The 26,385-nt window shown below is 34.1% G+C and carries 22 protein-coding genes; 6 read left to right on the top strand and 16 right to left on the bottom strand.

Features of this window, described 5'->3' with window-relative positions; genetic code table 11:
• Positions 1-173: 173 nt before the first annotated feature.
• From FLAPXU55_RS11950 to FLAPXU55_RS11920, 7 genes are all read right to left on the bottom strand, one after another.
• Entirely contained in the window at positions 174-755 is a 582-nt protein-coding gene (locus FLAPXU55_RS11950; RefSeq protein WP_180857848.1) for a Crp/Fnr family transcriptional regulator, read from the bottom strand.
• 94 nt (positions 756-849) lie between these two features.
• The gene (locus FLAPXU55_RS11945; protein WP_180857847.1) at positions 850-1,836 is read right to left on the bottom strand and encodes a VOC family protein; all 987 of its coding nucleotides are present in this window, start codon (positions 1,834-1,836) and stop codon (positions 850-852) included.
• Positions 1,837-1,844: 8 nt separating this feature from the next.
• Positions 1,845-2,480, bottom strand: a complete 636-nt coding sequence (locus FLAPXU55_RS11940) for a nitroreductase family protein (protein WP_180857846.1) — start codon at positions 2,478-2,480, stop codon at positions 1,845-1,847.
• Positions 2,481-2,543: 63 nt separating this feature from the next.
• Complete coding sequence (locus FLAPXU55_RS11935; RefSeq protein ID WP_180857845.1) at positions 2,544-3,401, bottom strand: SDR family oxidoreductase; 858 nt, start codon at positions 3,399-3,401, stop codon at positions 2,544-2,546.
• A gap of 130 nt (positions 3,402-3,531) precedes the next feature.
• The gene (locus tag FLAPXU55_RS11930) at positions 3,532-4,110 is read right to left on the bottom strand and encodes a Crp/Fnr family transcriptional regulator (RefSeq protein ID WP_180857844.1); all 579 of its coding nucleotides are present in this window, start codon (positions 4,108-4,110) and stop codon (positions 3,532-3,534) included.
• 94 nt (positions 4,111-4,204) lie between these two features.
• Positions 4,205-4,660, bottom strand: a complete 456-nt coding sequence (locus tag FLAPXU55_RS11925; protein WP_180857843.1) for a VOC family protein — start codon at positions 4,658-4,660, stop codon at positions 4,205-4,207.
• A 235-nt stretch (positions 4,661-4,895) separates the two neighbouring features.
• Positions 4,896-6,887 (bottom strand): response regulator, encoded by a 1,992-nt coding sequence (locus FLAPXU55_RS11920; protein ID WP_180857842.1) that lies wholly within the window; start codon positions 6,885-6,887, stop codon positions 4,896-4,898.
• Positions 6,888-7,202: 315 nt separating this feature from the next.
• On the opposite strand from FLAPXU55_RS11920, the gene FLAPXU55_RS11915 reads away from it, so the two are divergent.
• The 4 genes from FLAPXU55_RS11915 to FLAPXU55_RS11900 all read left to right on the top strand — a co-directional run bounded on the left by FLAPXU55_RS11915 (position 7,203) and on the right by FLAPXU55_RS11900 (position 9,649).
• The gene (locus tag FLAPXU55_RS11915) at positions 7,203-7,847 is read left to right on the top strand and encodes a GNAT family N-acetyltransferase (protein WP_235992036.1); all 645 of its coding nucleotides are present in this window, start codon (positions 7,203-7,205) and stop codon (positions 7,845-7,847) included.
• 108 nt (positions 7,848-7,955) lie between these two features.
• Positions 7,956-8,150: a hypothetical protein gene (locus FLAPXU55_RS11910; RefSeq protein ID WP_180857841.1), complete on the top strand. Its 195-nt coding sequence runs from the start codon at positions 7,956-7,958 to the stop codon at positions 8,148-8,150.
• Between the two features lie 227 nt (positions 8,151-8,377).
• Positions 8,378-9,088 (top strand): hypothetical protein, encoded by a 711-nt coding sequence (locus FLAPXU55_RS11905; protein ID WP_235992035.1) that lies wholly within the window; start codon positions 8,378-8,380, stop codon positions 9,086-9,088.
• Between the two features lie 108 nt (positions 9,089-9,196).
• Positions 9,197-9,649: a hypothetical protein gene (locus FLAPXU55_RS11900; RefSeq protein ID WP_053470390.1), complete on the top strand. Its 453-nt coding sequence runs from the start codon at positions 9,197-9,199 to the stop codon at positions 9,647-9,649.
• A gap of 86 nt (positions 9,650-9,735) precedes the next feature.
• Here the strand turns inward: FLAPXU55_RS11900 and FLAPXU55_RS11895 are convergent, their stop codons facing one another.
• Positions 9,736-10,956 (bottom strand): DUF763 domain-containing protein, encoded by a 1,221-nt coding sequence (locus tag FLAPXU55_RS11895; protein WP_180857840.1) that lies wholly within the window; start codon positions 10,954-10,956, stop codon positions 9,736-9,738.
• 71 nt (positions 10,957-11,027) lie between these two features.
• Complete coding sequence (locus tag FLAPXU55_RS11890; protein WP_180857839.1) at positions 11,028-11,585, bottom strand: GNAT family N-acetyltransferase; 558 nt, start codon at positions 11,583-11,585, stop codon at positions 11,028-11,030.
• A 350-nt stretch (positions 11,586-11,935) separates the two neighbouring features.
• Here FLAPXU55_RS11890 and FLAPXU55_RS11885 point away from each other — a divergent pair, with 350 nt between their 5' ends.
• Complete coding sequence (locus FLAPXU55_RS11885) at positions 11,936-14,878, top strand: Ig-like domain-containing protein (RefSeq protein WP_180857838.1); 2,943 nt, start codon at positions 11,936-11,938, stop codon at positions 14,876-14,878.
• A gap of 249 nt (positions 14,879-15,127) precedes the next feature.
• Positions 15,128-15,886, top strand: a complete 759-nt coding sequence (locus FLAPXU55_RS11880; RefSeq protein ID WP_180857837.1) for a phosphatase PAP2 family protein — start codon at positions 15,128-15,130, stop codon at positions 15,884-15,886.
• Between the two features lie 70 nt (positions 15,887-15,956).
• Here the strand turns inward: FLAPXU55_RS11880 and FLAPXU55_RS11875 are convergent, their stop codons facing one another.
• The 7 genes from FLAPXU55_RS11875 to FLAPXU55_RS11845 all read right to left on the bottom strand — a co-directional run bounded on the left by FLAPXU55_RS11875 (position 15,957) and on the right by FLAPXU55_RS11845 (position 25,730).
• Positions 15,957-16,841: a diacylglycerol/lipid kinase family protein gene (locus FLAPXU55_RS11875; RefSeq protein ID WP_180857836.1), complete on the bottom strand. Its 885-nt coding sequence runs from the start codon at positions 16,839-16,841 to the stop codon at positions 15,957-15,959.
• The gene (locus FLAPXU55_RS11870) at positions 16,841-18,799 is read right to left on the bottom strand and encodes an LTA synthase family protein (RefSeq protein WP_180857835.1); all 1,959 of its coding nucleotides are present in this window, start codon (positions 18,797-18,799) and stop codon (positions 16,841-16,843) included. Before FLAPXU55_RS11870 ends, FLAPXU55_RS11875 begins: the two co-directional genes overlap by 1 nt.
• 75 nt (positions 18,800-18,874) lie before the next feature.
• Entirely contained in the window at positions 18,875-21,286 is a 2,412-nt protein-coding gene (locus tag FLAPXU55_RS11865) for a TonB-dependent receptor domain-containing protein (protein WP_180857834.1), read from the bottom strand.
• Positions 21,287-21,349: 63 nt separating this feature from the next.
• Complete coding sequence (locus tag FLAPXU55_RS11860) at positions 21,350-22,615, bottom strand: sensor histidine kinase (RefSeq protein ID WP_180857833.1); 1,266 nt, start codon at positions 22,613-22,615, stop codon at positions 21,350-21,352.
• The gene (locus FLAPXU55_RS11855; RefSeq protein ID WP_057119489.1) at positions 22,608-23,285 is read right to left on the bottom strand and encodes a response regulator transcription factor; all 678 of its coding nucleotides are present in this window, start codon (positions 23,283-23,285) and stop codon (positions 22,608-22,610) included. Before FLAPXU55_RS11855 ends, FLAPXU55_RS11860 begins: the two co-directional genes overlap by 8 nt.
• A 55-nt stretch (positions 23,286-23,340) precedes the next feature.
• Positions 23,341-24,105 (bottom strand): phosphatase PAP2 family protein, encoded by a 765-nt coding sequence (locus FLAPXU55_RS11850; protein WP_379703001.1) that lies wholly within the window; start codon positions 24,103-24,105, stop codon positions 23,341-23,343.
• 17 nt (positions 24,106-24,122) lie between these two features.
• The gene (locus FLAPXU55_RS11845; RefSeq protein WP_180857832.1) at positions 24,123-25,730 is read right to left on the bottom strand and encodes a class I SAM-dependent methyltransferase; all 1,608 of its coding nucleotides are present in this window, start codon (positions 25,728-25,730) and stop codon (positions 24,123-24,125) included.
• Positions 25,731-26,385: the final 655 nt, after the last annotated feature.

Genomic DNA, 26,385 nt, shown 5'->3' with positions numbered 1-26,385 from the left:
TCTAGATTTTAACACATAGCCTTGTGTGTTTTTCGATGACGCAGCTTTGTCAAAGTTTTAAACTTTGACAAAGCTCTACGCGTACAAATATGTGAATTAATGCAAGTGAAACGCCTTTTAAACATACAGAAAAACTATGTTCCTATGTGTTTAAAAAATTACACACAACAGGATTATATTTTTTTGGTGTTTTGATTTCTAATTCTACTAAGTGTTTCTGCAGAAATTCCCAAATAAGAAGCAATCATGTGCTGCGGAAATCTCGTATGTACATCCTGAAATTTATGGAGAAAATTGGTATATTTTTGTTCCGATGTCAAACTGATATTCGACAAAACCCGATTTTGAGATTCTATAAAACTAATCTCAAACAGCTTTTTCATGAATTTTGCAAAATCAGGAATTTCAGTTAAAAGCTTTTCAAAATTTACTTTCGAAATCAATATTACTTCAGAATCTTCGAGAGCATCAATATTTAGATTGGAAGGTATTTCAGAAGAATAACTTTCCATATCTCCAGTCCAGGAATTCTCTAAAGAAAAATCAATAATATGTTCAATTCCGCAGTCGTCTACACTGTACGTGCGTAAAAGTCCTTTTAAAACAAAAGCATAATAACGCCAGATATCACCTTCCTGCAGTAGAAATTTTCTTCTCTTAATATTTTTATGAATAAGAGTTTCCTGTATTAATTCAAATTCAGGTTCAGAAATTTGAAGTTTCGTTTTTAAATAATCGAGAAAATCCTGAGACATAAGAATGAGTTTGGGTAAAATTATCGATTTTGATTTATATAATAAAAAAATCCCGCCATAAAGCGGGATTTTAAAGTTAAAAGGATTTTGATATTTATTTTTTTAGTCCGTCGATAAAAATGTAAAGCGATTTAATTTTGTTGTTTTCTATCACAAAAACATCCTGACCCGTAATCGTATCGGGCTTGCTTTCCGGACCAAACTGCCAAAAAAGGCGTGCAATATTATTATGTGTTTCAATTGGTTTTGCCAAAGAAAATTTAAACCCCGGATGTTTTTTCTGAAGATCATCAATAAACGGATTCAAGTCTGAAGTTCCATTTAAAATAAAAAACGGATCTACAATATTTACATCTTCAGTATAAATCAGTTTGAAGTTTTTGGTTCTTTTTTCTACATTTTTTTCGCCCCAGGTTGCCAAATGCAATTGAAGTAATTTTTCCACTTCATTTGTCGCCGTAATTTTGGTTGTACTTGTGATAGCAAAAGATTCTCCGGCCAATTTTGGCGACCATAATTTAGTCTGCGGATTTTCTTTTTCATACGCTTTCCCGTTAGGATACGAAACCAGTTCAAACTGCGCTCCCCAAGGTGCTAAAAAATAAACCCAGGATTCGCCCGCAGTTGGTCCCGCAGTACTTACATTAGGATCACTCAAAACAGTTATCCCTTTTGATTTAAGATATTTTACGCTGTTATTAATATCATCAGTATAAAAAGCAGTGTGGTTCCAGCCAAGATCATCTCCGTAAGGCACTTCTTTATTTCCCTTTGGAGATTTGTATTCAAATAATTCAATATTAGCTCCGTCACCGGCTCTTAACGATACGATTTTTTCAACCTGAGCGCCAGAGTGAATTTTGTATTTTTCTCTCCAGGCATCATCAAGTTCAAAAGGGCCAATTTCTGTTACGGGCGTAAATCCTAAAATATCTTTAAAAAAGGGCAAAGCCGTTTTCATGTCAGGAACCGTAATTCCAATGTGTTCAATGCCTTTAACTACAGGAGTTTGAGCAGATGTGTTTTGCGAAAATATAGTGGTAAGCGTTAACATATAGATTGTTTTATAAATTGTTTTCATTTGTTTTATCATTTTATTTCTGTTAGAAATTCTGAAATTGGTTTTCTAACCTTTTTTACTTTTAAATTATAATCATTGGTTTCGTCTCTGTAGCCTAAAGCTAAAAGCATGGAACTTCTTAATCCTTTTTCGGGCAATCCTAATAATTGATCTAATTGTGCGGGATTGAAACCTTCCATTGGTGTTGCATCAATTTTTTCGAGTGCGGCGGCGGCTACAGAAAGTCCAAGTGCAATATGTGCCTGTTTTGCGGCGTGATGGAAATTTTCTTCTTTAGTGAAATTTCCAAAGTAACTAATGGCGAAATTCTTCTGACGTTCGGTTACGGTTTCTTCTTGATTTCTTTGTTCGTTAAGATGTTTAAAAACACCATCAATTCTTTCAGGCGTATAATTATCCCAGGCGGCAAATACCAATAAATGCGAAGATTCAACAGCTTGCGGCTGATTCATGGCGATAGGCAGAATTTGCTGTTTAAGTTCGGGATTGCTGATCGCGATGATTTCATAAGGCTGTAAACCAATTCCCGAAGGTGCAAGATGAGCGGCTTCAATTATGCGTTGTACAATTTCATCCGGAACTTTTTGGCCTGTCATTTTCTTGGTTGCATAACGCCAGTTCAGTGCTTCTATAATAGATTTCATAGTAGTTATTTTGAAGAGTGAATAAGGCTTTACGAGTTTTGCAAAGCCTTATTTTTAGTTGAATTAGTTGCTATAAGCAGAAAGCCATTTCGCTTTAATCTCAGCTCTTGCAGTAATAAATTCCTGATCTGTTCCCTGAGCGATAGCGTCAAGTGGCAAACGTAAAGGGCGTGTACCTTTTTCCATGTTTACAAGAGACAAAATACCGTCGGCAATGGTTTGAGGATTCATATCGTATTGTGCCATTTTTCCAAATAAAGCGCCGCCAAGAGCGTTGAATTTAGCAGCAGCTTCTTCACCGTATTCGGCAATAATATCTGCTTTATCAGCTTGAAGACCTGATTTTTGACCGTTATTCATTTCTGTTGGATAAACGCCCGGCTGAATACTTACGTTTTCAATTCCGAATTCGCTTAATTCATCCTGAATTCCTTCTGTAATACTTTCTATACCAAATTTAGAAGCTAAATAAGGTCCCATAAAAGGTAAAGTGTGACCGCTTGCGCCAGATGTAAGGTTGATAATTAAACCGTTTTTAGCTTTACGCATACTTGGTAAAACGGCTTGATACGTACGAATAACTCCGTAAAAGTTAACTTCGAACATGTTTCTGATCTGGTCTAAAGTCCATGATTCCCAAACACCATATCCGGCAACTCCGGCATTGTTTATAAGTACGTCGATTGTACCATGTTTTGCTAAAGTTTGTTCGAATGCTTTTGTTACCGACTCGTCGTTTGTAACATCAATATCAACTACTTCAACATTTGACAAAGCTGCCAATTCTTTTGCAACGGCTTCGTTTTTACCGTTTGTTCCGCGCATACCCGCAATAACGGTATGACCAGCATTTGAAAGCGTGATTGCAGTTAATTTTCCAAATCCTGTACTTGTTCCTGTAATAAAGATTGTTTTTGACATTTTGTATATATTTTAATTAGTGAAATATTTATAGTACAAAGTTGCGTCAGGAACACTCTTTAAGCCATTGATGTTTATTACAAAAAATCTTGACATTTATCAAGAGAATGGAAGAACGAGAGGTATTGTTTTATTTTTTATAAGCTAATTTCCTTATTCTGCTTAAGGTTTCGGGTGTAACGCCTAAATAGGAGGCTAACATATGCCTCGGAACACGATTCGCGAGCTGTGGATAAAATTCAAGAAAATGTAGGTATTTTTCTTCGGCGGTATAACTAATATCGGCCTGAATTCTTTTTTGCATGGTATTCATACTCTTTTGAAGTATGCTGCTTATGATAGAACTGAAGGTTGGGATTTTTTCGCAGATTTTATCGAAATCATCTTTGTGTATTAAAAGTACAGTAGTGTTTTCGATGGCTTCGATATTTAGTTTGGAAGGTGTTTCGTTTAATAAACTTTCGCGATCGCCTGTCCACCAATTTTCGATAGAAAACTGAATCGTATGTTCGACGTTATCAGCATCTGTAGAATAACGTCTAACGCAGCCATCGCAAATAAAAGCGTGAAAATTCCAAACATCGCCTTCTTTTAGTACCAGCTGATGTTTACGGAACTTTTTAACGTTGCTGACAGATTCTATAAACGCCCATTCGTCATCTGACAAAGTCGCTTTACTTTCGATATATTTTTTAAATACACTAAACATATTACAAAGATATAGTATTTATAAACGGCTTAAATGAAATAAAAAGGCCGGAATTAGAGATTAATTCCGGCCTTAAATTATGATGTTATGATTGTTAGTTTCCGATAAGAGTATTGGTCTGGAAAATGTTTATTTTATTTCCGTCAACATCTGTAATCATAGTGCATAACATTTTATCTCCAGCCAGATATTGCTCTTTCCATACAAAATTAACGCCTTTTTCTTCGAGTTCTTTTGTAGCAACTGCCAGATCTTCAACCTGCAAAACAATTGATTTATTGCCAAGCGGAATTAAGTGGAGCGGAGCATCGGCAAATAAAGCTTCGATTCTTTCAGGATTAGGAATATTCAAAAGTTCGATGCGCATTCCGCCGGCTTTTATAATAGCAGCTTCTGCAGATCCGGACGGAATGGCAAACGTAGTGCGGCTGACTAATTTGAAATCAAATATATCTGAATACCATTTAATAGACTGATCGATATTTGAAACCGTAAAGGCAATATTGTAAAGTGAGAAAGAGGCAAGCCCTGTTTTATTTGCATTTTCCATGTTTAGAAGATTTTAAAAAATTTGTGTTTTCAGTAATGTATTTTATGATACAAATTTCAAACAAATCTTATTTTAAAACATTGACATTTGATATGAAATGGATTGATGTAGATCAAGAACATTTGATAAATTAATGATGGATGCGAAAAAATAGGCAATTAAAAATTAAAAGCTGCCACTCAATATTTAATCTATGAATGACAGCTTTTAATTTTTAATCTTTACTTTTTTGCAGCTATTTAATATCCTTTAAAATCGCAATGATTTCGGTAATTTCACTGCGTAGGGTATTTATTTTGCCAACCGTTTCGGTACTAAATTCTCTCATATTGGCTTCTTTCTCAATAATAGAGACATAATTACTAAGATCCTTCAGCAAAAAAATATCTAAACTGGATTTCATAGTATGCGAAATTTTTTTGGCAGTATCAACATCATTTTTAAGAATGGCTTCTTCTAATTGCGTTACTTCATTCGGGATTTTTTCTAAAAATAAATGAATCATATCTTGTCGAAAATCAGGATCTCCGCAGGAAACTTCATCTATAAAAGACAAATCGATATTTCGTTTTTGAGTAAGCGGAATATCTTTGTTCATTACAGTTTTTATCGCTTCTAAAAGAACGGCCTGTTTAAAAGGTTTTGGAACATAACCATTCATTCCTTCTTTATAACAGCGTTCTTGCTCTCCAACCAGAGAGTGCGCCGTCATAGCTATAATAGGAATGTTCAGTTTCATTTCATTTCTAATGTACTGCGTAGTTTGATACCCGTCTTTAACAGGCATCTGAAGGTCCATTAGAATTAAATCGTATTTATTTTTTGATAATAATTGGATTCCTGCTTCACCATTTTCGGCAATATCCACTTCATAACCAAAGTTGTAAATAACGCTTTTTACCAATTTTTGGTTTAAAACATTATCCTCACAAAGCAGTATTTTATATTTATCCTGATTATGTTCCGGTAAAGTTGTTTTTATTTCTTCAACATCATCAGCTTTTTTATAAGTAAGAGTGAAGAAAAATTCTGAACCGTGACCCAGTTTACTTTTTACCTGAATCTCAGAATGCTGTAATTCAATTAATTGCTTTACAATATTGAGTCCAAGTCCTGTACCGCCAAATTTTCGTGTTGTACTTTCTTCTGCTTGTGTAAAACGTTCAAAAATAGTTTTAAGCTTCTTTTCAGCTATTCCAATTCCGGTATCTTTAACAGAGAATCTAAGCGAATAATTATCAGCTGTTTCAGCAGTCTTTTTTACAGAAACGGTAACTTCGCCTTCTTCAGTGAATTTAAGGGAGTTTCCGGCAAGATTCACCAGTATTTGATTCAGTCTTCCCTGATCGCCAATAACCATTTCCGGCATATCGGCATCCAGGAAAAGATTAAATTCGACATTGGCAGGAACTTTTACCTTTAATAAATCATAGATATGCTTAAGGGTATTTTTTAAATTGAATGGATGGGCATCGATAGTCAGGTTTCCCGATTCGATTTTGGATAAATCCAAAATATCATTCACGATTAAAAGCAGGTTTTCTTCTGCAATTTGGACACTATTAATATAATCGCGCTGAATGGTATCAAGCCTTGTTTGAGCCAGAAGATCCGTAAAACCAATAATAGCATTTAAAGGCGTTCTGATCTCGTGACTCATATTGGCCAAAAAGCTGTCTTTTGCTAATACGGCACGTTGCGCAATTTTTTTCTGCGCAGCAAGTTCAATATTTTTAGTTCTTAATTCGAGTTGATTGATAATATGCTTTGCCACAATCGAAAGCGCATTTTTTTGATTTTCATTCAGTTCTTTCGAAATGTGATCGATCGCGCAAATAGTTCCAATATTATATCCATCAGGAGTTGTAAGCGGGATTCCGGCATAGAACCTAACTTTAAAACCATCGACTACATTAGGATCGTCTTTAAATCGTTCGTTTAAATGGGTATCGCCAATTTCAACCATTTCGGAATCTAAAATAGTATAACGGCAAAAACTAATTTCACGCGGCACCTCAGATACTCCAATTCCAATTTCAGATTTAAACCATTGTCTGGTTTCATCTATAAAAGATATGTGTGCAATAGGCACGGCACATATATAAGAGACCAGTTTGGTAGCATCGTCAAAGATGTGCTCAGGAAGTGAGTCCAATATATTATAACGTTTTAATGCTGCTAAACGTTCTGTTTCGTTGTGTGGTAGAGGTTGTTGGGGATTGCTCATTCTAATGAAAAGTAAAATGCAAAAATAGAATAATATTAAATAAAACTTGCCAGCTTATTCTTAAATCTGTCTGTATCAGGAAGAAAATTAGATTATCATATCTGTTGGTATTGCTAAATCAAAATGATAAAAACGTATCATTTTGAGAAGTATTTTATAAACGGGACTATTTTCTTTTTTGAATATAAAACACTTGTAAACAGATAATAACGCTTAATAATAGATTATAATTCTACAATTGGTCTCTAATTTGGAAGACGAGTTTGAATTATAGAATTACGCTTTATTACTAAATTAAAATGCGATAAATCAAATATGAAAACCCAAGAACCGCCCGTAGATTTTTCAGACAAAGATTTTCTGTCTGCCTCCATTTTAGATAAAACCAACTTATTTTCCCACAATCAAAACCCTGAAGATCCAATTGAATTTTGGGTTGAAACCGCTAATTCCGATCATATTTTTTGGGTTCAGGAAATTTGCGACATGACATTATCATCTGCTTTGGCGCGGGGAACGGGTATTTCCGGACGGTCGCCGGAACTTCTTAAAGAAAAAATAGAAAAAGGTGAAGCTGTTATTGCTTTTGCATTAGACGGAAGATGGGCCGGATTTTCTTTTATTTCTTCCTGGGATAATGGCCGGTTTGTTTCAAATTCAGGTTTAATAGTAGCTCCGGAATTCAGACATACCGGACTTGCAAAAAACATTAAAAGAAAAATTTTTGAATTAAGCCGTCAAAAATATCCCGAAGCCAGCATTTTTAGCCTTACCACAGGTTTGGCAGTAATGAAAATGAACCACGAACTCGGTTTTGAACCCGTTACTTATTCAGAATTAACTACCGATGATGTTTTTTGGGAAAACTGTAAATCCTGTGTCAATTGTCCGATATTAAGCAGTAAAGAAAGAAAAAACTGTTTATGTACGGCAATGTTGTATGATCCTAAGAAACATTAAGATTTAGCTTGTTTGTCAAAAAGTAATATCCTGTAACTTTTAAAAATGATTATATAAGTGATTGATTTTGAGTTTAAGTAATTTTAATAAAATTTAAAACTTAGAGTTATGAACACAAAAAATCCAAATCCGAATAACACTCCAAAGAGTGGTTCTGATAATCGAAGTGACATGAGAAAACATCAATATAAAGATCATGATGAAGTTTTAACAAACGACGAGAAATATGATGTTGATACTCATAAATTTAAAGGTAAAGAACCTGATTTTGACGATAAGTTGAACAACGAAGAAAAAAAATAATTTTAAAACGTCTCAAATTCCTGTTTGAGACGTTTTTATTTTGACTTCATAATAATTGTTTACTAACAATAATGACAATGCTTTGCTAAGTATTCAACCAGACAGCAGTTTATATTTGTTAATAAATTTTGCGAAGTAAAAAAAACTATGGTTTGATTTTTATAGATTTGCAAATCTATAATTTCCAAAAATTAGTTTTTTGGAAACAATTATAAAAGCCAAAGACAATGAAATCCGTTACCTCAATATTTTTATTTTTAATATTCGGTTATTCAAATTGTTACTCTCAATTGAGCTCAGATCAAATATGGGAAAGCTTTAAACAAGGAGAACGTACCAACTGCTCATCGATTGCTTTAATCAAGGCCGCTTTAAATATTTACGGGTTAGATAATCTTTTTATAACTCAGAAAATAAACGACAACGAGCAAAAAATTACACTAAAAAATAATGCTTCCTTTACTCTAAAAACTGCTGAACTCGATAAAGCCAGATTTTCTGCCGGGTTTGTTCTTATTAAAGATAATTGTGAGGCCGAAGCCATAACAGACTATGCAATACTGGCTTATGCAGTAATGGCAAAATACAAACAGATTATTGATAAAGATGCCACTTTTGATAAAGCACTGGAAGATTTAGAAGATGGTGAAGTTTATACGCCAACTATTTATAAATATCTGGGGTTTGAAAAAGGCAAGCAAATTCAAAAATTAAAGCGACAATCCGGAAATGAATTTTGCGGTGTTGTGGCCTGGTCAAATGCACATGCCGTGTTTGTTTGCGAAGAATTTATGGATTATTACGGCAACAAAAAGAGTATTTGGATAAAATATCCGGGAAGATTTAGAATTATTAAGTCGCCAGATGATATAAGAAACAGTCATCAAATCGCCGAAATTCCTAAAGATACTCTTACTTACGATGACGAAATTGAATGATATTACACTCATTGTTAAAGTTTTCTAAAAAAAAGAAATGAAATAAGTTGTGATTTAAGTTAATTTATATATTTTTGTCACAACCAACAACTAATTTACATCTACAAAATGAAGAGCAAAATTATACTATTATGTGCCCTTTTCTTCTTGACGACTGGCGCTATCATGGCACAAGCAAAAAATGCCCCAAGAAGTATCATCAGTACAACAGCCTTAATTCGTAAATACCACGATCAAAAAGAATTAAGCGGAATGCAAAAAGGTGAACTTTTAGAATTGTACATCGAGCGTATTAAAGTTTTAGTGAAAACTCTTCCTTACATCGCATTGGTTACAAAACCAGGAGTTACTATGGCAGATTTAGGTATTCCAGACGATGGAGACCACAAAAAAATCTTAGATAACCAAGCAATTGGTACTTCTACTTTCTTAGATACTACAGTAGAATTTCAAAGAAAAATGATGCCTTACTCTGATAAAGGAAACCTTATCGCAGCAATTTTATTCTACGAAAACACATTAAAATCTTTACACGAATTCAACGACTTGAACGAAATGTAATAAACATACAAGTTTGAAAAAACTTAAAAAACTCCAAAGTCATTTGATTTTGGAGTTTTTTTTATGCTTTTTCTGAATCCGATATTTTAAAATAATTCCAATTGATTATTGGGATTCGAAGGTTTATTTTTCGGAGGTTTTGCATCGCCAAAAATAGTTCTTCCGCCATATTTATAAGATTCATCACGTTCTTTTTGAATCAAGGCATCAAAATTAGCATTGGGCGTAAAGCTTTCTTCGGCTTTTCTGGAGATTTCAGATAGCTTTTTAATTGCGTCTATTTTATCGCTGTTTCCAATTTTAGCACGATTGATGGCTCTTTGCAAAGTATCAATTGTTTCATCGTATATTTTTACAGGAACAGGAAACGGATGTCCGTCTTTTCCGCCGTGAGCAAATGAAAAGCGTGCAGGATCTTCAAATCGGGTAGGAGTGCCGTAAATAATCTCGCTAACCAAAGCTAACGACTGTAAAGCTCTTGGTCCCATGCCTTTTAAAAGCAATAATTCCTGAAAATCTTCGGGCCTGTTTTCGTGAGTTGTCCACAACATTGCCCCAAGTCTTTTCATATTCACATCTTCCATTCTCACATCATGATGCGCGGGCATAGAAAGATATTGCATTTCCTTCATGATTCTTGCCGGAGATTCTTTCGATAATTCTAAAATACCTTCTCTTGATTTTTCGGCCGCCTGAGCCGTAAGATTTAAAATAGTACCTTGATTTTCGCCATAAATAAAAGTATGTGGCTCATTTATAAATGATTTTAAATCCTGCGAATGCCAATGGTATCTTCTGGCAGTTTTAGAATGGGGATTCATTCCCTGCTGAATAACCGCCCATTGTCCTTTATTATCCACAATAAAATTATGCTGGTACAATTGAAATCCGTCCTGAATAGCCGTGTTGTCTACTTTAGCCGTAAGTTTACTGCAGTTGGCGAGATTGCTGCCGTCAAGCCCTGTTTTTTCGCCCACAAATAAAAGTTCCTGCGGTGTTAAAAGTGAATGTTTTCCTTTGCCGCCGCAAATATAAATTCCGAGTTCTTTGGAATGCGGGTTTACCGATTTTTTTAAGGCTCCAAGTACAGAAGTTGTAATTCCTGACGAGTGCCAGTCCATTCCCATAACAGCGCCAAAACTCTGAAACCAAAAAGGATTGCTGAGTTTACTTATAACTTCGGAAGTAGAAAATTCCATGGCAATCGTTTCAACAATTGCAAAGCCAAGTTTAGCCATACGTTCAGAAAGCCATAAAGGAACTTGCCCATAATGTAATGGAAGATCTGCTGTACCGGAACGTTTCATGGAATATTGAGTTTTTACAAAAATACGAAAAAAGACGTTAGTAATAGTTTGTTGTTCAAACCATTAAAGGCCTACTTTTTATCGTCCCATTCTTTTTTAAGCATGGCATATTGAAATTCGCTTCCCCATTTTCCTTTAAAAAATATATTTTCAATAAAATGTCCTTCTTGTCTAAAGCTAATACTTTTTAGCAGATTAATTGAAGCAATATTTTCTGCATCAACTATTTCGACTACGCGATGTATTTTTATTTCATCAAACAAAAATGATAAAATTCCCAGAAGAACTTCTTTAGCATAACCCTTTTTTTGTTCCAGATGCGAAATAGTAATTCCTATTTCGGCAATTCTTGGATCATATTCGTCCAGTTTGATGGCGCAGTCACCAATAAGTTTTCCTGTTGTGCGATTTTCAATTCCGTATTGTACCCATTCTCCAGCTTTACCAAAATACTTACTCGAATTATCTGTAATAAAATCTTCTGCCTGTTCCATTGTCATAACATCAAAACCCTGATATTTTGTGACTTCTGGATTGGAACGATAAATATGGAAGTCTGATAAGTCAGATAATGATAAATGTCGAATAATAAGCTGCGGAGTTTCTATATATAAAGGTTTCTCGATCATTTAGTTATCTAAAGTTTTAAAGGTGAATTTTGGTTCAATGAAAGTAGGCCAATTTCATTGAATTTACAAATTGGAAAAAAAATAATTATAAAAAGCGAATGTCATTATAAATGAGACCTAATTTTTTTATATTCTCATTTTCAGAGCCTTAAATTATCAAGTTTGCATCTATATTTATTCTTGATTTTTTATTTTCTTAAAAATTATATATAACTGATTGTTAGGTTTTTATGTAAACGAAATCGATATATAAGTCTTGATTTTTTGTCAACCTTTTCTTTAATTTCTTTTTTAAGTATAGTTTCGTTATGCCCTTTTTTAAGGCACTAACTATTTAAAAACCAAAACTTATGAGAAACAAATTACATCCTATTTTTTTTAAAAGAGACTGCCATATTTTACTATGGATTTTTTTCGTTCTCTTAACTTCAAGTTCTTATGCGCAGCGCGGTTATTATGATGCGCCGTATAAAAGATACGAAGCTAATTTAGGCCAACTGTCTAATGGCGCAACAACTACTTCGAAATCATATGTACAATCTGATCTTCAATCTGAAGCTTCAGATCAGCAATGTGTAAATCTTTCTGCTACAAATGCTACGGTTCAATGGACACTTACAGAAGCCGCAGACGGACTTGTAATTCGTTACAGCGTTCCTGACGGACAATCCGGTACTGTAGGCGTGTATAACGGAAACACAAAGCTTACAACGCTTACTTTGACTTCAACATGGTCTTGGGAATATTTGTGGAGCAACGGAAATCCGAATAATAACGGAATCACGAATCAAAACCCAAGAATGCGTTTTGATGAAGTGCGTTACAAACTTCCTGCTAAAATTGCGGTTTCGGGAACTTTAAAAATTGTGAGAGAATCAGGAAACATTCATTTGGATTTTGCAGAAATGGAACCAATTCCAACTGCGGTAACGGCTCCGTCTGGCGCAGTAACGTACAGCGGAAACGGAAGTGATCTTCAAACTTTTATCGACGCAAACGGAGGTAAAAAAATCTTTGTTCCAACTGGAGTTTATAACGTAAACCGCGAATTGTATTTTGGTTCGGCAAATACTTCATTAATTGGTGCAGGAATGTGGTATACTCAAATTAATTTTACCAATACGAGCAGTTTAAACGGAGGATTGCGTGCCAATGCCAGTAATATTTCATTTACCGATCTTTATTTGACGACAAACTCGGCTTCGAGAAGTAACTCTTATAAAGGGATAAATGGCGTTTTTACAAGTGGTTCAATCGTAAAAAATATTTGGGCAGAACATTTTGAATGCGGTGTCTGGATTGCACAATACAATACCGGAGGACCTGCAATTGCTGACGGATTTACGCTATCTCATTGTCGTTTTAGAAACAATTATGCAGATGGAATTAATCTTTGTAAAGGAACTGCGAACTCTGTTGTAGAGCATTGTAATTTCAGAAATAACGGTGATGACGACCAAGCAATTTGGTCTGCTGACGGATTGGAATGTATCAATAATACGTTTCGATACAATACTTCAGAAAATTGCTGGCGAGCTTGCGGCCTTGCTATTTACGGCGGAAAAAATAACAAAGGCTACAATTTGATTATCAAAGATAACCTTGAAGCAGGTATCAGAGTGAGTAATAATTTTCCGGGAGCTCCATTTAACAATGACGGAATGCACGAAATTCACGATATTACGGTATCAACCTGCGGAACTTTTAATGATACGTACAATAATCCTGTAGCGGCTGTAGATATTTTTAGCGCTACAAATGCCGGATCTCAGGTTAAAAATGTACAGCTTTATAATATCGATATTAATGATTCAAGAAATGATGCGATTTCTATCAGTAAAAGATCGGGCGATGGAATTTACAATCTTTCGTTTAAAGACATTACGGTTAACGGAACAGGCAAAGAATATCCAAACAATAATGCATTAAACAGAAATTGGGGCAGAGGTTACTTTGTGCTTATTGCAGGTTCGCCTAACGGAAATGGTACGTATTGCAATATGAATTATTCTAACAGAGGCGGAAATGCTGCTGCAAATGAAGAAATCAGTGCCATAGGTTCCTTTTCGTGGACACAAAGCAGCAACTGTTCTACTGTAAATGTTCCGGTTACGGGCGTTACCATTTCTCCAACAACAGCTACTTTAGGCGTTAGCGCAACGCAGCAATTAACACCAACTGTTGCTCCGGCAAATGCTACGAACAAAAACGTAACGTATAGTTCTAATAATACGGGCGTTGCAACTGTAAATAGTTCAGGTTTAGTTACGGCAGTTGCTGTGGGAACAGCAACGATTACGGTAACAACTCAGGATGGAAATAAAACGGCTACAGCTGTAATTACTGTGAATTCATCAAATATTGCGGTTACAAGTGTGAGTTTGAGCCCAACATCTGCAACATTATCTGTAGGCGGAACACAGCAATTAACGCCAACAGTTTTACCATCAAATGCGACAAATAAAAACGTAACGTATAGTTCTAATAATACGGGCGTTGCAACTGTAAATGGTTCAGGTTTAGTTACAGCAGTTGCTGCAGGAACCGCTACGATTACCGTAACAACTGTAGACGGAAATAAAACAAGTACAGCAGCGATTACGGTTAATGCTGCAACAGGAAATTATTTTACGATTAAAAACAGATGGACTGGTAATTATTTATATGATGCCGGAGCAAATGTTGGATACGGAGCAACTGTTGCCAACAACAATTACAAATGGGAAAAAGTTGCAGTTGATGCTACTTTTTATATCCTGAAAAATGTGGGTACAGGCGATATAATGAATATTGAAAACTTAACCGGAGCAGTACAATGTACGGCAGGATCAAATGGCTGGTGGAGTGCACAATGGTCAAGTGAAAATGTGGACGGAACTTACGTTAGAATTAAAAACAGATGGCAGACAGGTGCTATGATTCATATTGAAAACCTAAACGGTTCTGCTCAATATAACGGAGGTCAAAACAATTGGGAAAGTGCACAATGGCAGTTTCAATCGACTTCTGCATCTAAAAAAGCGAATGTTACCGCAGCAGAAGTAACAGTTGAAAATTCTGTAGTTAGTATTTATCCAAATCCGTCGATTAACAATGAATTTAATGTTGTTTTACCAGAATTAGAATCAGGTGATTCGGCAACTGTAACGGTTACAGATATTAACGGAAGAAAAGTTTTGGTAAACAATATCAATTCTTCTGCAAAAATCAACCATCATTTAGCTTCTGGAATTTATGTGGTTACCATTAATTCTAATGCTTTTAATGTTTCTAAAAAATTGATTATTAAGTAATAAATTAGAATTTTATGTAAAGGTTTCAACTTTTACAGTTCAAATTCTTCCTCTTGAAAACGATCAGATATGTTTTATATCTGGTCGTTTTTTGTTTTCTCTAAATATTTTTCCTGTTACTTTCAAAATACAGAATTTCTTCAAAATTGGTGTTCAACTTTGCCTAATAATTTAATTGTTTTCTATGAGGAAAAACTACGTTTATTTTAATCACCAAGCGTAATTATTAATTTCTAATTTTCATTTAAAATGGGAAAATCGTTCCTCTTATTTATTTTTGGTATGACTTCTATTTGTGCCCAAAACACAGTAAGTGATACAATTGCAGCACAAGACACTGTACACAATTTAAAGTTTAACTACAAACAATTGATCATTCCAAGCGTTCTTATTGGTTATGGTTTTATTGGTTTAGAAAGTGACCAGCTTAAAACTTATAACACACAAATTAAGGAAGAAGTAAATGAAGATATCGATCACAAAATCTCTATTGATGATTTCTCGCAATGGGCGCCTGCGGCTTCTGTGTACGGATTAAATGCTTTGGGTATAAAAGGAAAAAATAATCTGAAAGATCGTTCTATTATTTTAGCGAGTTCTTATTTAATGATGAGCGCTTCGGTATTTGCTTTAAAAAATATTACCAAAGTAGAAAGACCGGACGGATCTTCTAACAATTCTTTTCCTTCAGGACATACTGCGACCGCTTTTGCCGGAGCAGAATTTATGTATCAGGAATACAAAGACCAATCGATTTGGTACGGTATTGCAGGATATGCAGTGGCGACAGGAACGGGACTTTTTAGAATGTACAATGACAGACACTGGCTTACAGATGTTGTTGCGGGCGCAGGAATTGGAATTTTAAGTACCAAAGCGGCGTATTGGATGTATCCGTATTTACAAAATAAAGTTTTTAAATCTTCCAAAGAAAACAAAACTACATCGATGATTATGCCTTTTTATAACGGAAAAGAATTGGGCTGCAGCTTTGTAAGACAATTTTAAATCAGACTTTAAAACAAAAAAATATTCCATAGAGAGAATTAAAAAAGGTTCTTTCTATGGAAATTTTATTTTATAAATCTACTAAGACGTTGAGTGCTTCGGGCAGTATTTTTATGTTTAATTTATTTGTTTTCAAATTATGCTGTTCTCCGTCAATTTGAGAATCGATAAAGATTTTGGAGGGCATTTCAATTTGAATTTCTTTTACTAAAAAGTGCTGTGCTTTTTTGAATTTTTCAATTGAATTTCGAAGAACATTAAACCCCAGCATTATTTTTTCTAAAAAAGATAATTTCGGAATTACAATCATATCCAATAGTCCATCCTGAAGACTTGCTTTTGGTGTAAGGCTCATATTGTAACCCATTTCGTTAGAATTGGATATAAACAACATCAAAGGATTTATTTCAAGAGTTTGATTGTCAAAATGTACAATCGTTTTTTTGGGTTTAAATTCTAAACTCGAAGACATTGCTGCTTTAATATAAGCCGGAAGTGTTCTTTTTCCTGCTCGCTCGTATTTTTTGATAATAAGCGCGTCAATGCCAATACCCATGTTGCTAAAAAAATATTTATCATTTACTTGTCCCACATCCATTGCTGTAGCATGCCCTTTTTTAATGATAGCAATTGCTTTATCAAAATCTCTTGGAATATTCAAATTAGAAGCTAATCCGTTTCCTGAACCTACAGGAACAATTCCTAATTTTATGGAAGTTCCTATAAGCGAAGAAGCAACTTCATTTATAGTTCCGTCACCGCCGCATGCAATTATATAATCTGGATTTTGTGCAATAGCCGCTTTTGTGAGTTCTATTGCGTGTTTTTTTTGATTTGTATAATCAACCTCAATTTTATATTTATCTTTAGGAAACTGGCTTAAGATATAAGACGCAGACAAATTGTGTTTGCCGCTTCCGGAAATTGGGTTGATTATAAAATGAATGTAAATCATTATTGTAAAAGTTTATTTGTAAAAAGGAAATCGGCGGTTTGGTACCACGAAATGGTTTCTTGTAAAAAAGACTGATCTATTGGCAGTGATTTCAAACTGTTATCTTCTTTATTCCAGGAATAAAACGCCTGTTTTTTCTGATCAGATAAAATCATTACTTTATCTTTTTTCATCAAAACTAATTTTCGATAGGTTCCCATTAAAGCGCGTTGTTCAAATTGAGAATCCAAAACATTTTTTCCAAAAAAATCAGATTGATAATTCCAATGAAACAGCGAAAAAAGCGTAGGCCATAAATCAATTTGAGAACATTGCTGCGCTATTTTTTGGTTTTGCTTTTCGGGAAAGTTAACAATGAAGGCAGGAATATGATAGTTGGCCACATCAATTTCATCTTTTCCGGCACTGCTCGCACAATGATCTGCAATTATTACAAAAACAGTATTTTTAAACCAAGGTTTTGTCTGGGCTTTTCTGAATAATTCTTTCAGTGCAAAATCAGTATATTTTACGGCGCCTTTACGACTTGTTCCAGAAGGAATATCAATTTTTCCCGAAGGATAAGTAAATGGTCTGTGATTAGATGTTGTCATTACAAAATTGAAAAACGGCTTTCCGGTTTTGTATTGTGAATCAGCGACTTTTAGCATTTTATTAAAAATGTCTTCGTCGCAAATTCCCCACGCATTTTCAAAAGTTACTTCATTGTCGTTGATATTATTACGAACCGTTTTAATCTCATCACTCAATACACTGCCGCGTCCGCGATCGTAAATGTTAAAACCGTTTCCTCCAAAATACGCATTCATATTATCAAAATAACCGTCGCCGCCGTAGAAAAAATTACAATCGTATTTTCTGGATTTGAAAACGCTGCAAACCGTATACAAATTTTGATTATCAGGTCTTTTTACAATACTTTGACCCGGCGTAGGCGGAATACACAAAGTCACGGCTTCCATTCCTCTAACAGTTCTGGTTCCTGTGGCATATAAATTTTCAAAGAAGATACTCTTTTGGGCAAGACTGTCCAGAAAAGGAGTGATGTTTTCTTTATTTCCAAATTCTTTCAAAAAGCTTCCGCTCAGACTTTCTACCAAAACAAAGACAACATTTTTATTTTCAAGAGAAGGAATACGGTCTGTAATTTTTCTATGAATAGAATAATCGTTTCTGGAATAAACAGAATTAGGACTGGTTAATTTTTTTCTAATAATACCAAAAGCTTTATCATTAGGAATCGAAGTATAGAAATCAACATATTTCATTTGGTTGTTTCTAAAGGCTGCAAAAAAGGAATAAATACCGGATTTTGATATTTCTGAATTGTATCTGTTTTGAGACCATTCTGCCTGATTATTGGTAATAAAGAAACCAAAAAATAAGGCAATGCCAATAGTAGATAACAAAACTGAAAGTCTCGTTTTTAAATTTGCTTTAGACGAAAAAGTAGTTGTAAAAGCGCCTCTTTTATAAAAAATAAACAGAAATACAAAAGTAAGCAGTAATACACCGCCAATTAAAACGGGCAGGGGATACGACTGTTGAATGTTAGCGACAACTTCATGTGTATAAATAAGATAATCAACGGCTATGAAATTAAATCTTGTTTTAAATTCATCCCAAAATGTCAATTCGGCAAAAAAGGTAAAAACAAGAATAAAAACGGTTAAAGATGTAAAAAAGTAAATTAAGATTTTATCTAAAAAAGAACCAACCCATTTATTTGGCATTACAGTATAATATAATACACTGCAAATGGAAATGAATGCAACGGTACCAAAATCAAAGAAAAGACCTGTTAGCAGGGTTCTTAAAAGATCGATAATATTCCATGAAACTTCACTATACTGCCAAAGGAAAAAGGAAATTCTTAAAAATTGAGATAGTATTAAAAACCAAAAAATAAAATGCATCAACAGTGAATATCTGCCGAACTTTGAAGATAATTTATTCATAATTATTATTTAACATTCGTCTGCAAATTTTATATTGCAATTCTGAATTAATTTTGAATTTCATTTTAGGTTTCCTTAAAACTTGTAGCTGTACCCAAAACGAACGACTTGTGTTTCATAATAATCCTTGCTCGTATATCGGAATCCTTCGCCTTGAATTTCTTTTTTGATTACCAGCGTATTGAAGATGTCTGTGGCATTTAAAAAGATTTCGCCTTTTCCTTTCTGCACTATCTTTTTTACACCCAAATCTGTAGAAAATCGCGAATCCATTTTTCCCTGCGGAATTATATCAGGTGCGAGATATACCATAGAAACCTGCCCGGAAAGTGTTTTGTTGAATAAAAAAGTATTGTTCCATTTTACATTTCCCGAAGTTATTTCCTGAAGACTGCCCGTATAAGTTGATGGAACTGGATATAAATTTGTGACCGTAAAGGCATCGATTGTATTTTTATATAGATTTCCATTGATATTAAAAGAATACCACGAATTGATTTCTTTTGCATAAACAATCTCGGCACCAAAAGAGGAACTTTCTAATGCATTTTGAAATACGTTATAAATCAACGAACTGCCGGGAACTGTAGTCGCGATCCGGGTAATAGTTCCATTGATAACGCGGTAATACAAAGAGGTTAAAAAATACCCTTTATTAAAATCGGTTTTATAACCTGCTTCAAAAGCGCTTGTATATTGCGGGCGCAGGGCAGGGTTTCCTACTTTAATAATTTCGGCATCATCGTATTTTGGGAAAATTCGAATATCGACTTCATTTGGTCTGTCTACACGGCGGTTATAAAAAGCGGTGAATTTGTTTTTATCATCAATTTTATACGCCAGTTTAACACTTGGGAAAGGTTCTGTATAATTATATCCGTTGCTTTTATAAGTAGGATGATTTGGATTTACATCGTACTTAAGATCAACATATTCATAACGAAGTCCAAGTTCAGCTTCAATTCTTTCACTTTCATAAATGTAACTTCCGTAAACAGCCGGAATGATTTCTTTGTAAGTAGCCCAGCCTCCGGCATTTGCATCTATTGGAGAATTTTCTCCCGGAAAAAACTGCATATTGGTAGGAATTTCTCTGTTTCTAAATTTAATTCCTGTTTCAAAACGTCCGTATTTTAATGGCTGTACATAATCTAAATTAAGGTCGATTACTTTTTCATCCGAAAGCAGTTTAAAAGCATCTTGTCCTCTAGATGTTGGGAGAATATTATCAAAGAAATATTTTTCATCTTCCTGATGATACGTATAATTAATTCCGGCATTTAATTTACGCCCAGCCTGTTTGAATTTATGCTGGTATGAACCGCTTACCATAACAGTTGTTTTAAGCTCGTCTTCTAAAAACTGCCACAAACGTAAACGTTCCGAATTATCCTGATTAAAGAAAGGTTCGTCTCCGTGATCGATAATTTTTTCGCGGCCATAAAGACCAGAAAAAGAAAAAGTATTTCGGTCGTTATAATTCCAGTCAATTCCGGTTTTAAGCGTAGTAAAATGCGTATCCCGATTTCGCTTTGTCTGTTGATTAATTATGCTGCCGTCATCATAAGTTCTGGTAACAAATTCATTTTTGTTAAGCGTTTCTGTGTAGAGATAATCGGCTTGTAAATAAGCATTTATTTTATCTTTTCTGTAGTTTAGCGAAAGGCTCGGATTAATTTTAGGCGTCACTTTATATTGAGGTCTTATCGTTGGCAGATTCGCCTGACGCTCCCATAAAGCTCCATATCCCGAACTAATTCCTATTTTTCCGTTTAATCCGTCTTGTTTGTTTTTTTTGTAGATAATATTGATGATTCCGGCATTTCCGTTGGCATCATATTTAGAAGATGGATTGTTGATAATTTCAATTTTTTCGATGGCAGAAGCCGGAATGTTATCGAGTCCGGACTGATTTCCAAATCCTGTCAAAGCAGTTTGTTTGCCGTCAATTAAAATGGTTACTTTATCATTTCCTCTTAATTGTACTTTTCCGTTTTGAACGGTAACGCCGGGTAAATTCTGCATGGATTGCAAAACAGAACCTCCGCTTTGCGTAATATTATCTGCAACAGCAAAAACTTTTTTATCTAATGTTACGGGATTTTGCTGTGTTTTTGAACTCACAACAACTTCTGATAAAGTATTGATATCTTCTTGAATTTCAATGTTTCCAAGATCTAAATAATCAGAAAGACTGCCCACAAACAAGGTTTGGGATTTGGTTTTAAAACCAACAACGCTTACTTCTAAAATGTAATTTCCAGAATTTACGGCTGCAATTATAAAACGTCCGTCTTCGCCGCTTACAGTGCCAAAGAAAATTTTAGAATCTTTGGAAGATTTTAAAACCACATTAGCATAAGGTATTGCAATTTTAGAATTACTGTCTTTTACAATTCCGGAAATGGTTACCGATTTTTTTTGGGCGGATAACTGCAGTACTATTATCAATAGAAAAGATAACAGTAGTATTGTTTTTGATTTCATTTGTACTATTTAAAAAAAGAATAGTACAAAGCTCATAACCGATTCTGTAGGAAGTTTGAATTTTTAAAATTTCACTTCAAAAATGTGCAGATTATCATTAAAAAAATAATGAATTTCCCAGTGATTGATTTCACATATTTTTTTAATGATAGCCAATCCGAGTCCATTTCCCTGCGAAGAAGGATTTACTTTAGAAAAACGATTGAAAATATTTTCTGCTGCTAAGGCTGTTTCCTGACCTGTGTTGATGAATCGTACCGTATTGTTTTCTATTTGAATTTCTATTCTGCCATCCTTTTTATTATGACGAATAGCGTTTAGAAATAAATTATTTAATAACACTTCTGCTAATGCTGCATTTCCCTGAACGCTTAAAGTATCTTTAAATTCAGTTTGAATGGTCAGGTTTTTAGCTTTTGCCTGCTCTGTAAAAAAGTCAAGATGTTTCTCAAAATACTCATTTAAAACAATTATATTTTTTTCTAGATAGCTTTCATTATCGATCTTAGAAAGTAATAAAAGATTTTTATTCAGCCTGTTGAGTCTGGATACATCTTTATTTAAAGAACCAACTAAAGTCGATTGTTCTTCGTTTAATTCTAATTGCTGGAGAATGTCAATTTTGGTTTGAAATAACGCTAAAGGCGTTTGAAGTTCATGCGCTGCATTTTCTACAAATTCGCGCTGGCTTTTGTAGATGGCTGTGTTTTTTTCAATTAAACTTTCGAGACTTTTATTTAATCGCGCAAATTCGTCAATATCTGTTGGAATAAAATGAGGCGGATTATTTTTATCAATTTCAAAATCTTCTATCTGGCTTAATGTATTGTAAAAAGGTTTCCAGATTATTTTTGCTGATCTTTTTGAAATCCAGATTATTCCGGTAAGTAAAATGATGATGATAAACAGAAACATAACGGCCACACTAAAAACCATTCCTTCCATTTCAACCAGATTTCGCTTTTCTATATAGGTGTATCTTTTTCCGTTGATATCAACCGGAGCATACAATATTCTAAACGGTTCTTTTTCATTGGCTAAAGCTTCAAATATCATTTTACCCACAATAGAATCTTTCGTTACACCCATATCTTTAACAATAGATATATTAGGATTGTATTTGTTCCAGGCGGCGATATCATTAGCAGTGTAATTGTTGTGGCTTTCGTTTACAAAAGCGCCTTTGTGAAAAAGCAGTACTTCATCGGTTTCATAAACATACAGCCACTGACAGATATAATAAAATACCGGCGCCGCTATCAATAGTATGATAATGGCATATAAAAGAAAGCGGTTCGTTGTTTTACGAAGTAGTTTTTTGTTATTCATTTTCCCATTTATAACCTAAACCGTATACTGTTTTGATATAATCGCCACTTCCGGCTTGTGTGAGTTTCTTTTTTAGGTTTTTAATATGTGCATATATAAAATCATGATTGTCAAGCATGTCTGCCATATCACCAGAAAGATGTTCTGCAATCGACGATTTAGATAATACCTTATTTTCATTGCCAATTAAAAAGAGCAGTAAATCAAGTTCTTTTTTGGTAATATCCAGTTTTATATCATTTACAAAAACTGTCTTTGAGAAAATTTCGATGACAATTTCATTAAATGTGATGCTGTTACTTCCTTTAAAATTCTTGCGGCGAATAAGCGCCTGCATTCTCACCAAAAGTTCAGCAAGATGAAAAGGTTTGGTAAGATAATCATCTGCACCAAGATTAAATCCTTCTAAACGTGTTTCAAGGTTTTCTTTTGCCGAAATGATAATAACACCTTCTGTTTTATTCTTCGCTTTTAGTTCTTTTAATATATCAAATCCGTCACCATCAGGCAGCATTAAATCCAGCAGAATACAATCGTAATCATAGCTGTCGATTTTGCTGAGAGCCAAATCGTAATTTTCGGCTGTTTCGCATTGAACGCCATTCGTTTTAAAGTACTCTTTGATGCTTTGTGCAATTTCTTGCTCATCTTCAATAATAAGAATTTTCATGCCGCAATTTACAAATGAATTTTGAAGAAAATCTGAATATTAGTATTCTGTAAACCTAAAATGTTTTGAAATAGCAGATTGTCAAATTTCTGCCATCATAAGATGGAGTTATAAAAGACATCGATTTTTTGTGTTCACCATGCCATAATTTTCTTGTAATGTATGGATTTACCCAATAGGCGATTTTAGTACTCAAAATTCCAATTCCTGCACCTGCGGCAACATCTGTAAGCCAGTGTCTGTTATTGTACATACGAAATATTCCGGTTCCTGTTGCAATGGCATAACCGGCAACGCCGTACCATATTGATTTATCTTTATATTCCTGATATAAAAATTCTGCTCCTGCAAAAGCTATAGCGGTATGACCTGAAGGAAATGAATTGTTTGAAGTTCCATCCGGACGCTCCACATTACTGAGTGATTTTAAAGCAAAAACAGTTCCCACATTTATAATGGTTGAAGTGATTAAAATGACAGAACGGTCGCGCATATTATTTTTTCCTTCAACCCCAAACGCATTGAGCGCATAAACTGAAACAGCAGGAACGTATCTGGAAAAATCATCTATCGAAACTTTACGGTCAATATCTTCTGTAAATTCATCACGTATTTGATCATTGAAACTTTTTATCTGCCCGCTTTCATTTCCCCAAAATCCATATCCAATTAAAATTCCGGGAATAATAAGCTGTTTGTAATTGAAACGTATGTTTTTTACAGTATCACTTATTATAGAATCTTTTGGCGCAGTATTTTGCCCAAAGACAGAACAAGTCAAAAAAGGTAATATAACTAAGAGAATAATTTTTCTTATCAAAATGATTTATTTTATGGTTAGTTTCCCTTCAATAAATTAATACTTACCGTAGCAATATCAGCTTCTGGAAATCTTTTAAAAATGGCTTTATCGGGAAATAATCTGGCTTCTGAAGCGACATCATTAAAAACATCAATTTCAATAATATATTGGTCAGAAAAACCATGAGTAGCGTCGTAAGCTGTTGCGGGAGTTTTTCCTAAATTTTTGGATGCAAGTTTTGTATTTATGGTATGCAATTCAATCAAAAGCAAACCAAATTTGCGTACATAAGGCGACCATTTTTGTAAATGTTCCAAGAGATTATCTTCTACCAAATTGTTGCTGATTCTTTTTCCTCTGTAAGCAAATGCTCCGGTAGATTTACTCACTCTGTTTTCGTCAATATGCTGCGGATCTTTCCAAATTCGGTTGTGATCTAAAAAAGTCCTTACGTTAAGTAAATCTTTCAAATCGATATTGTAATTCTCTCTCAAATCATCCGAAAGAACATCCGGACGTCCGATATCTCCCCAAATAACTTTTGCCCAAATATCTGCTTTTATAAGATTAGCTCTTGTAACTTTCAAAGCTGCCTGATTATAATCGGCACCAACGAGAAATAGGGGATATTCATCGAGCATTTCGCCTCGTAAAGTCTGTCTGTCGATTACTTCAAAAATATGTTCGAGGAAAGCACCATTTCCGCAGCCCATATCGAGAATTCCTTTTGGCTGTTGTTCAATTGGCAGATTAAAAAGTTTGATAATAATTTCGTCTACTACTTTAAAATACGTGTCGTGAGCGCCGCCGCTTCCCCAAACATTCATTTCACGATCCACATGAATTTCGTTTTCGCCATCGGCAATCATTCTTAAAACGGCTGGGTCGCCAAAAATTAATTCTTCAATTTTGGCAAATGTCGGAAGATAAGAAACCGTAACGCCGTAAGCGCTGGCTCTTTTTGCAAAAAACAAACCTGTTTCTGTAAATTGGTAATTGCCGTTTTTTTCCAAAAACCATCCAAGATGTACAAAAAAGTCTAATATTTTTTTGAAATTTTCGGGAGATTTATGAAACTCTTCGGGTCTGAAAGAAGTCTCCATAAAATATTTATGAAACATTCCGTTCATGGCCAAACGCACAATTGTTGGACCAATTAAATAGCCTTCAACATGTTTTAAAATTTGCTCCTGAATACTATTTTTCAAAGGATTATCAGAAGGTTCGATTCCGTAATTCTTTTTATATTTTTCAAAAATAAGGTTGAGTTTTTCAAACGGAACATCCTCAAAAAGACGAGGATGAAACTGAATAGAAAACTGAAGCAGATCGACAACATCTTCATAAAGATAAAACAGCGAAAAAGCGGTTTCGGTTTTTTCATTTACAGCGATTGTAATTTCCTGCGTTTTATTATCGACTTCATAATCCAGAAAACCCTGAGAAGCCAAAATTCTCAAACCCACATTCAAATATCCTTCATTTGCTTTAAAAACAGTTACCAATTCTGATAATTGGACTTGTTTTTTGTTCAAGATAAATTCCAAAACTGCATGATTTTTTAATGCTATTGCTACCGGAGCAGTCGCTAATCCGTCGAGATGTCTGAAAATGGAGCTACGAAGTTGTGCTTTGTCAATCATAGTAAGAGAGTAAATGTGTATTAAAAATAGTGATTTTTTTTAACTGTTAACTCATCGTCATAATAGTAAAAAAATAAAACAAAGATATCAGCTAGTCTTGCTGCTTGACCTGTTTCTGCAATTGTTGAGTTTACAAGCCTTATGAAAATAGATTTCCTGATTGTACATTAAAATATGCATTTGAAAAAAAAGCATTGAATTTTTATTACTATTTGATTGTTTAGTAAAACGGTTTAGCTTTTTCAGGTTTAAAAACGTAATTATGTAAACAATGGTTAAATTAATTTAGAAAAAATCTTACACGGTAAAAAAATACGGATAACTATTAACTGTCTTGTTTTTAGGTGTTTAAAAATATAGTAAAAATATAATTAACATTTTTTTTGCAAAAAGAACAGTTAAAATTTTTGATTTAAAATTTTTAATTTACTTTTGTTCTATCGAATTAGTAGAGTTTATTGTATTTGCTGATGTTACAAATATTTTAATCACAAATTAGCAGAAATTTTCTATAAGATGAAACCTAAAAGGTTGAACCAAAATACGATACAGGCCAATTAAAATAATAATAATCAAAAAAAAATAAAAATGAAAAAACGAATGCGTTGCAGATAAAAAAAAACCATCTCTGTTGCAGCAGAAATGGTGAAGCTTA

Source organism: Flavobacterium panici (genome assembly GCF_903819335.1).
Lineage (GTDB): Bacteria > Bacteroidota > Bacteroidia > Flavobacteriales > Flavobacteriaceae > Flavobacterium > Flavobacterium panici.
The sequence above is the reverse complement of the archived record's forward strand: the minus strand, read 5'-3'. Positions and strand labels throughout refer to the sequence as shown.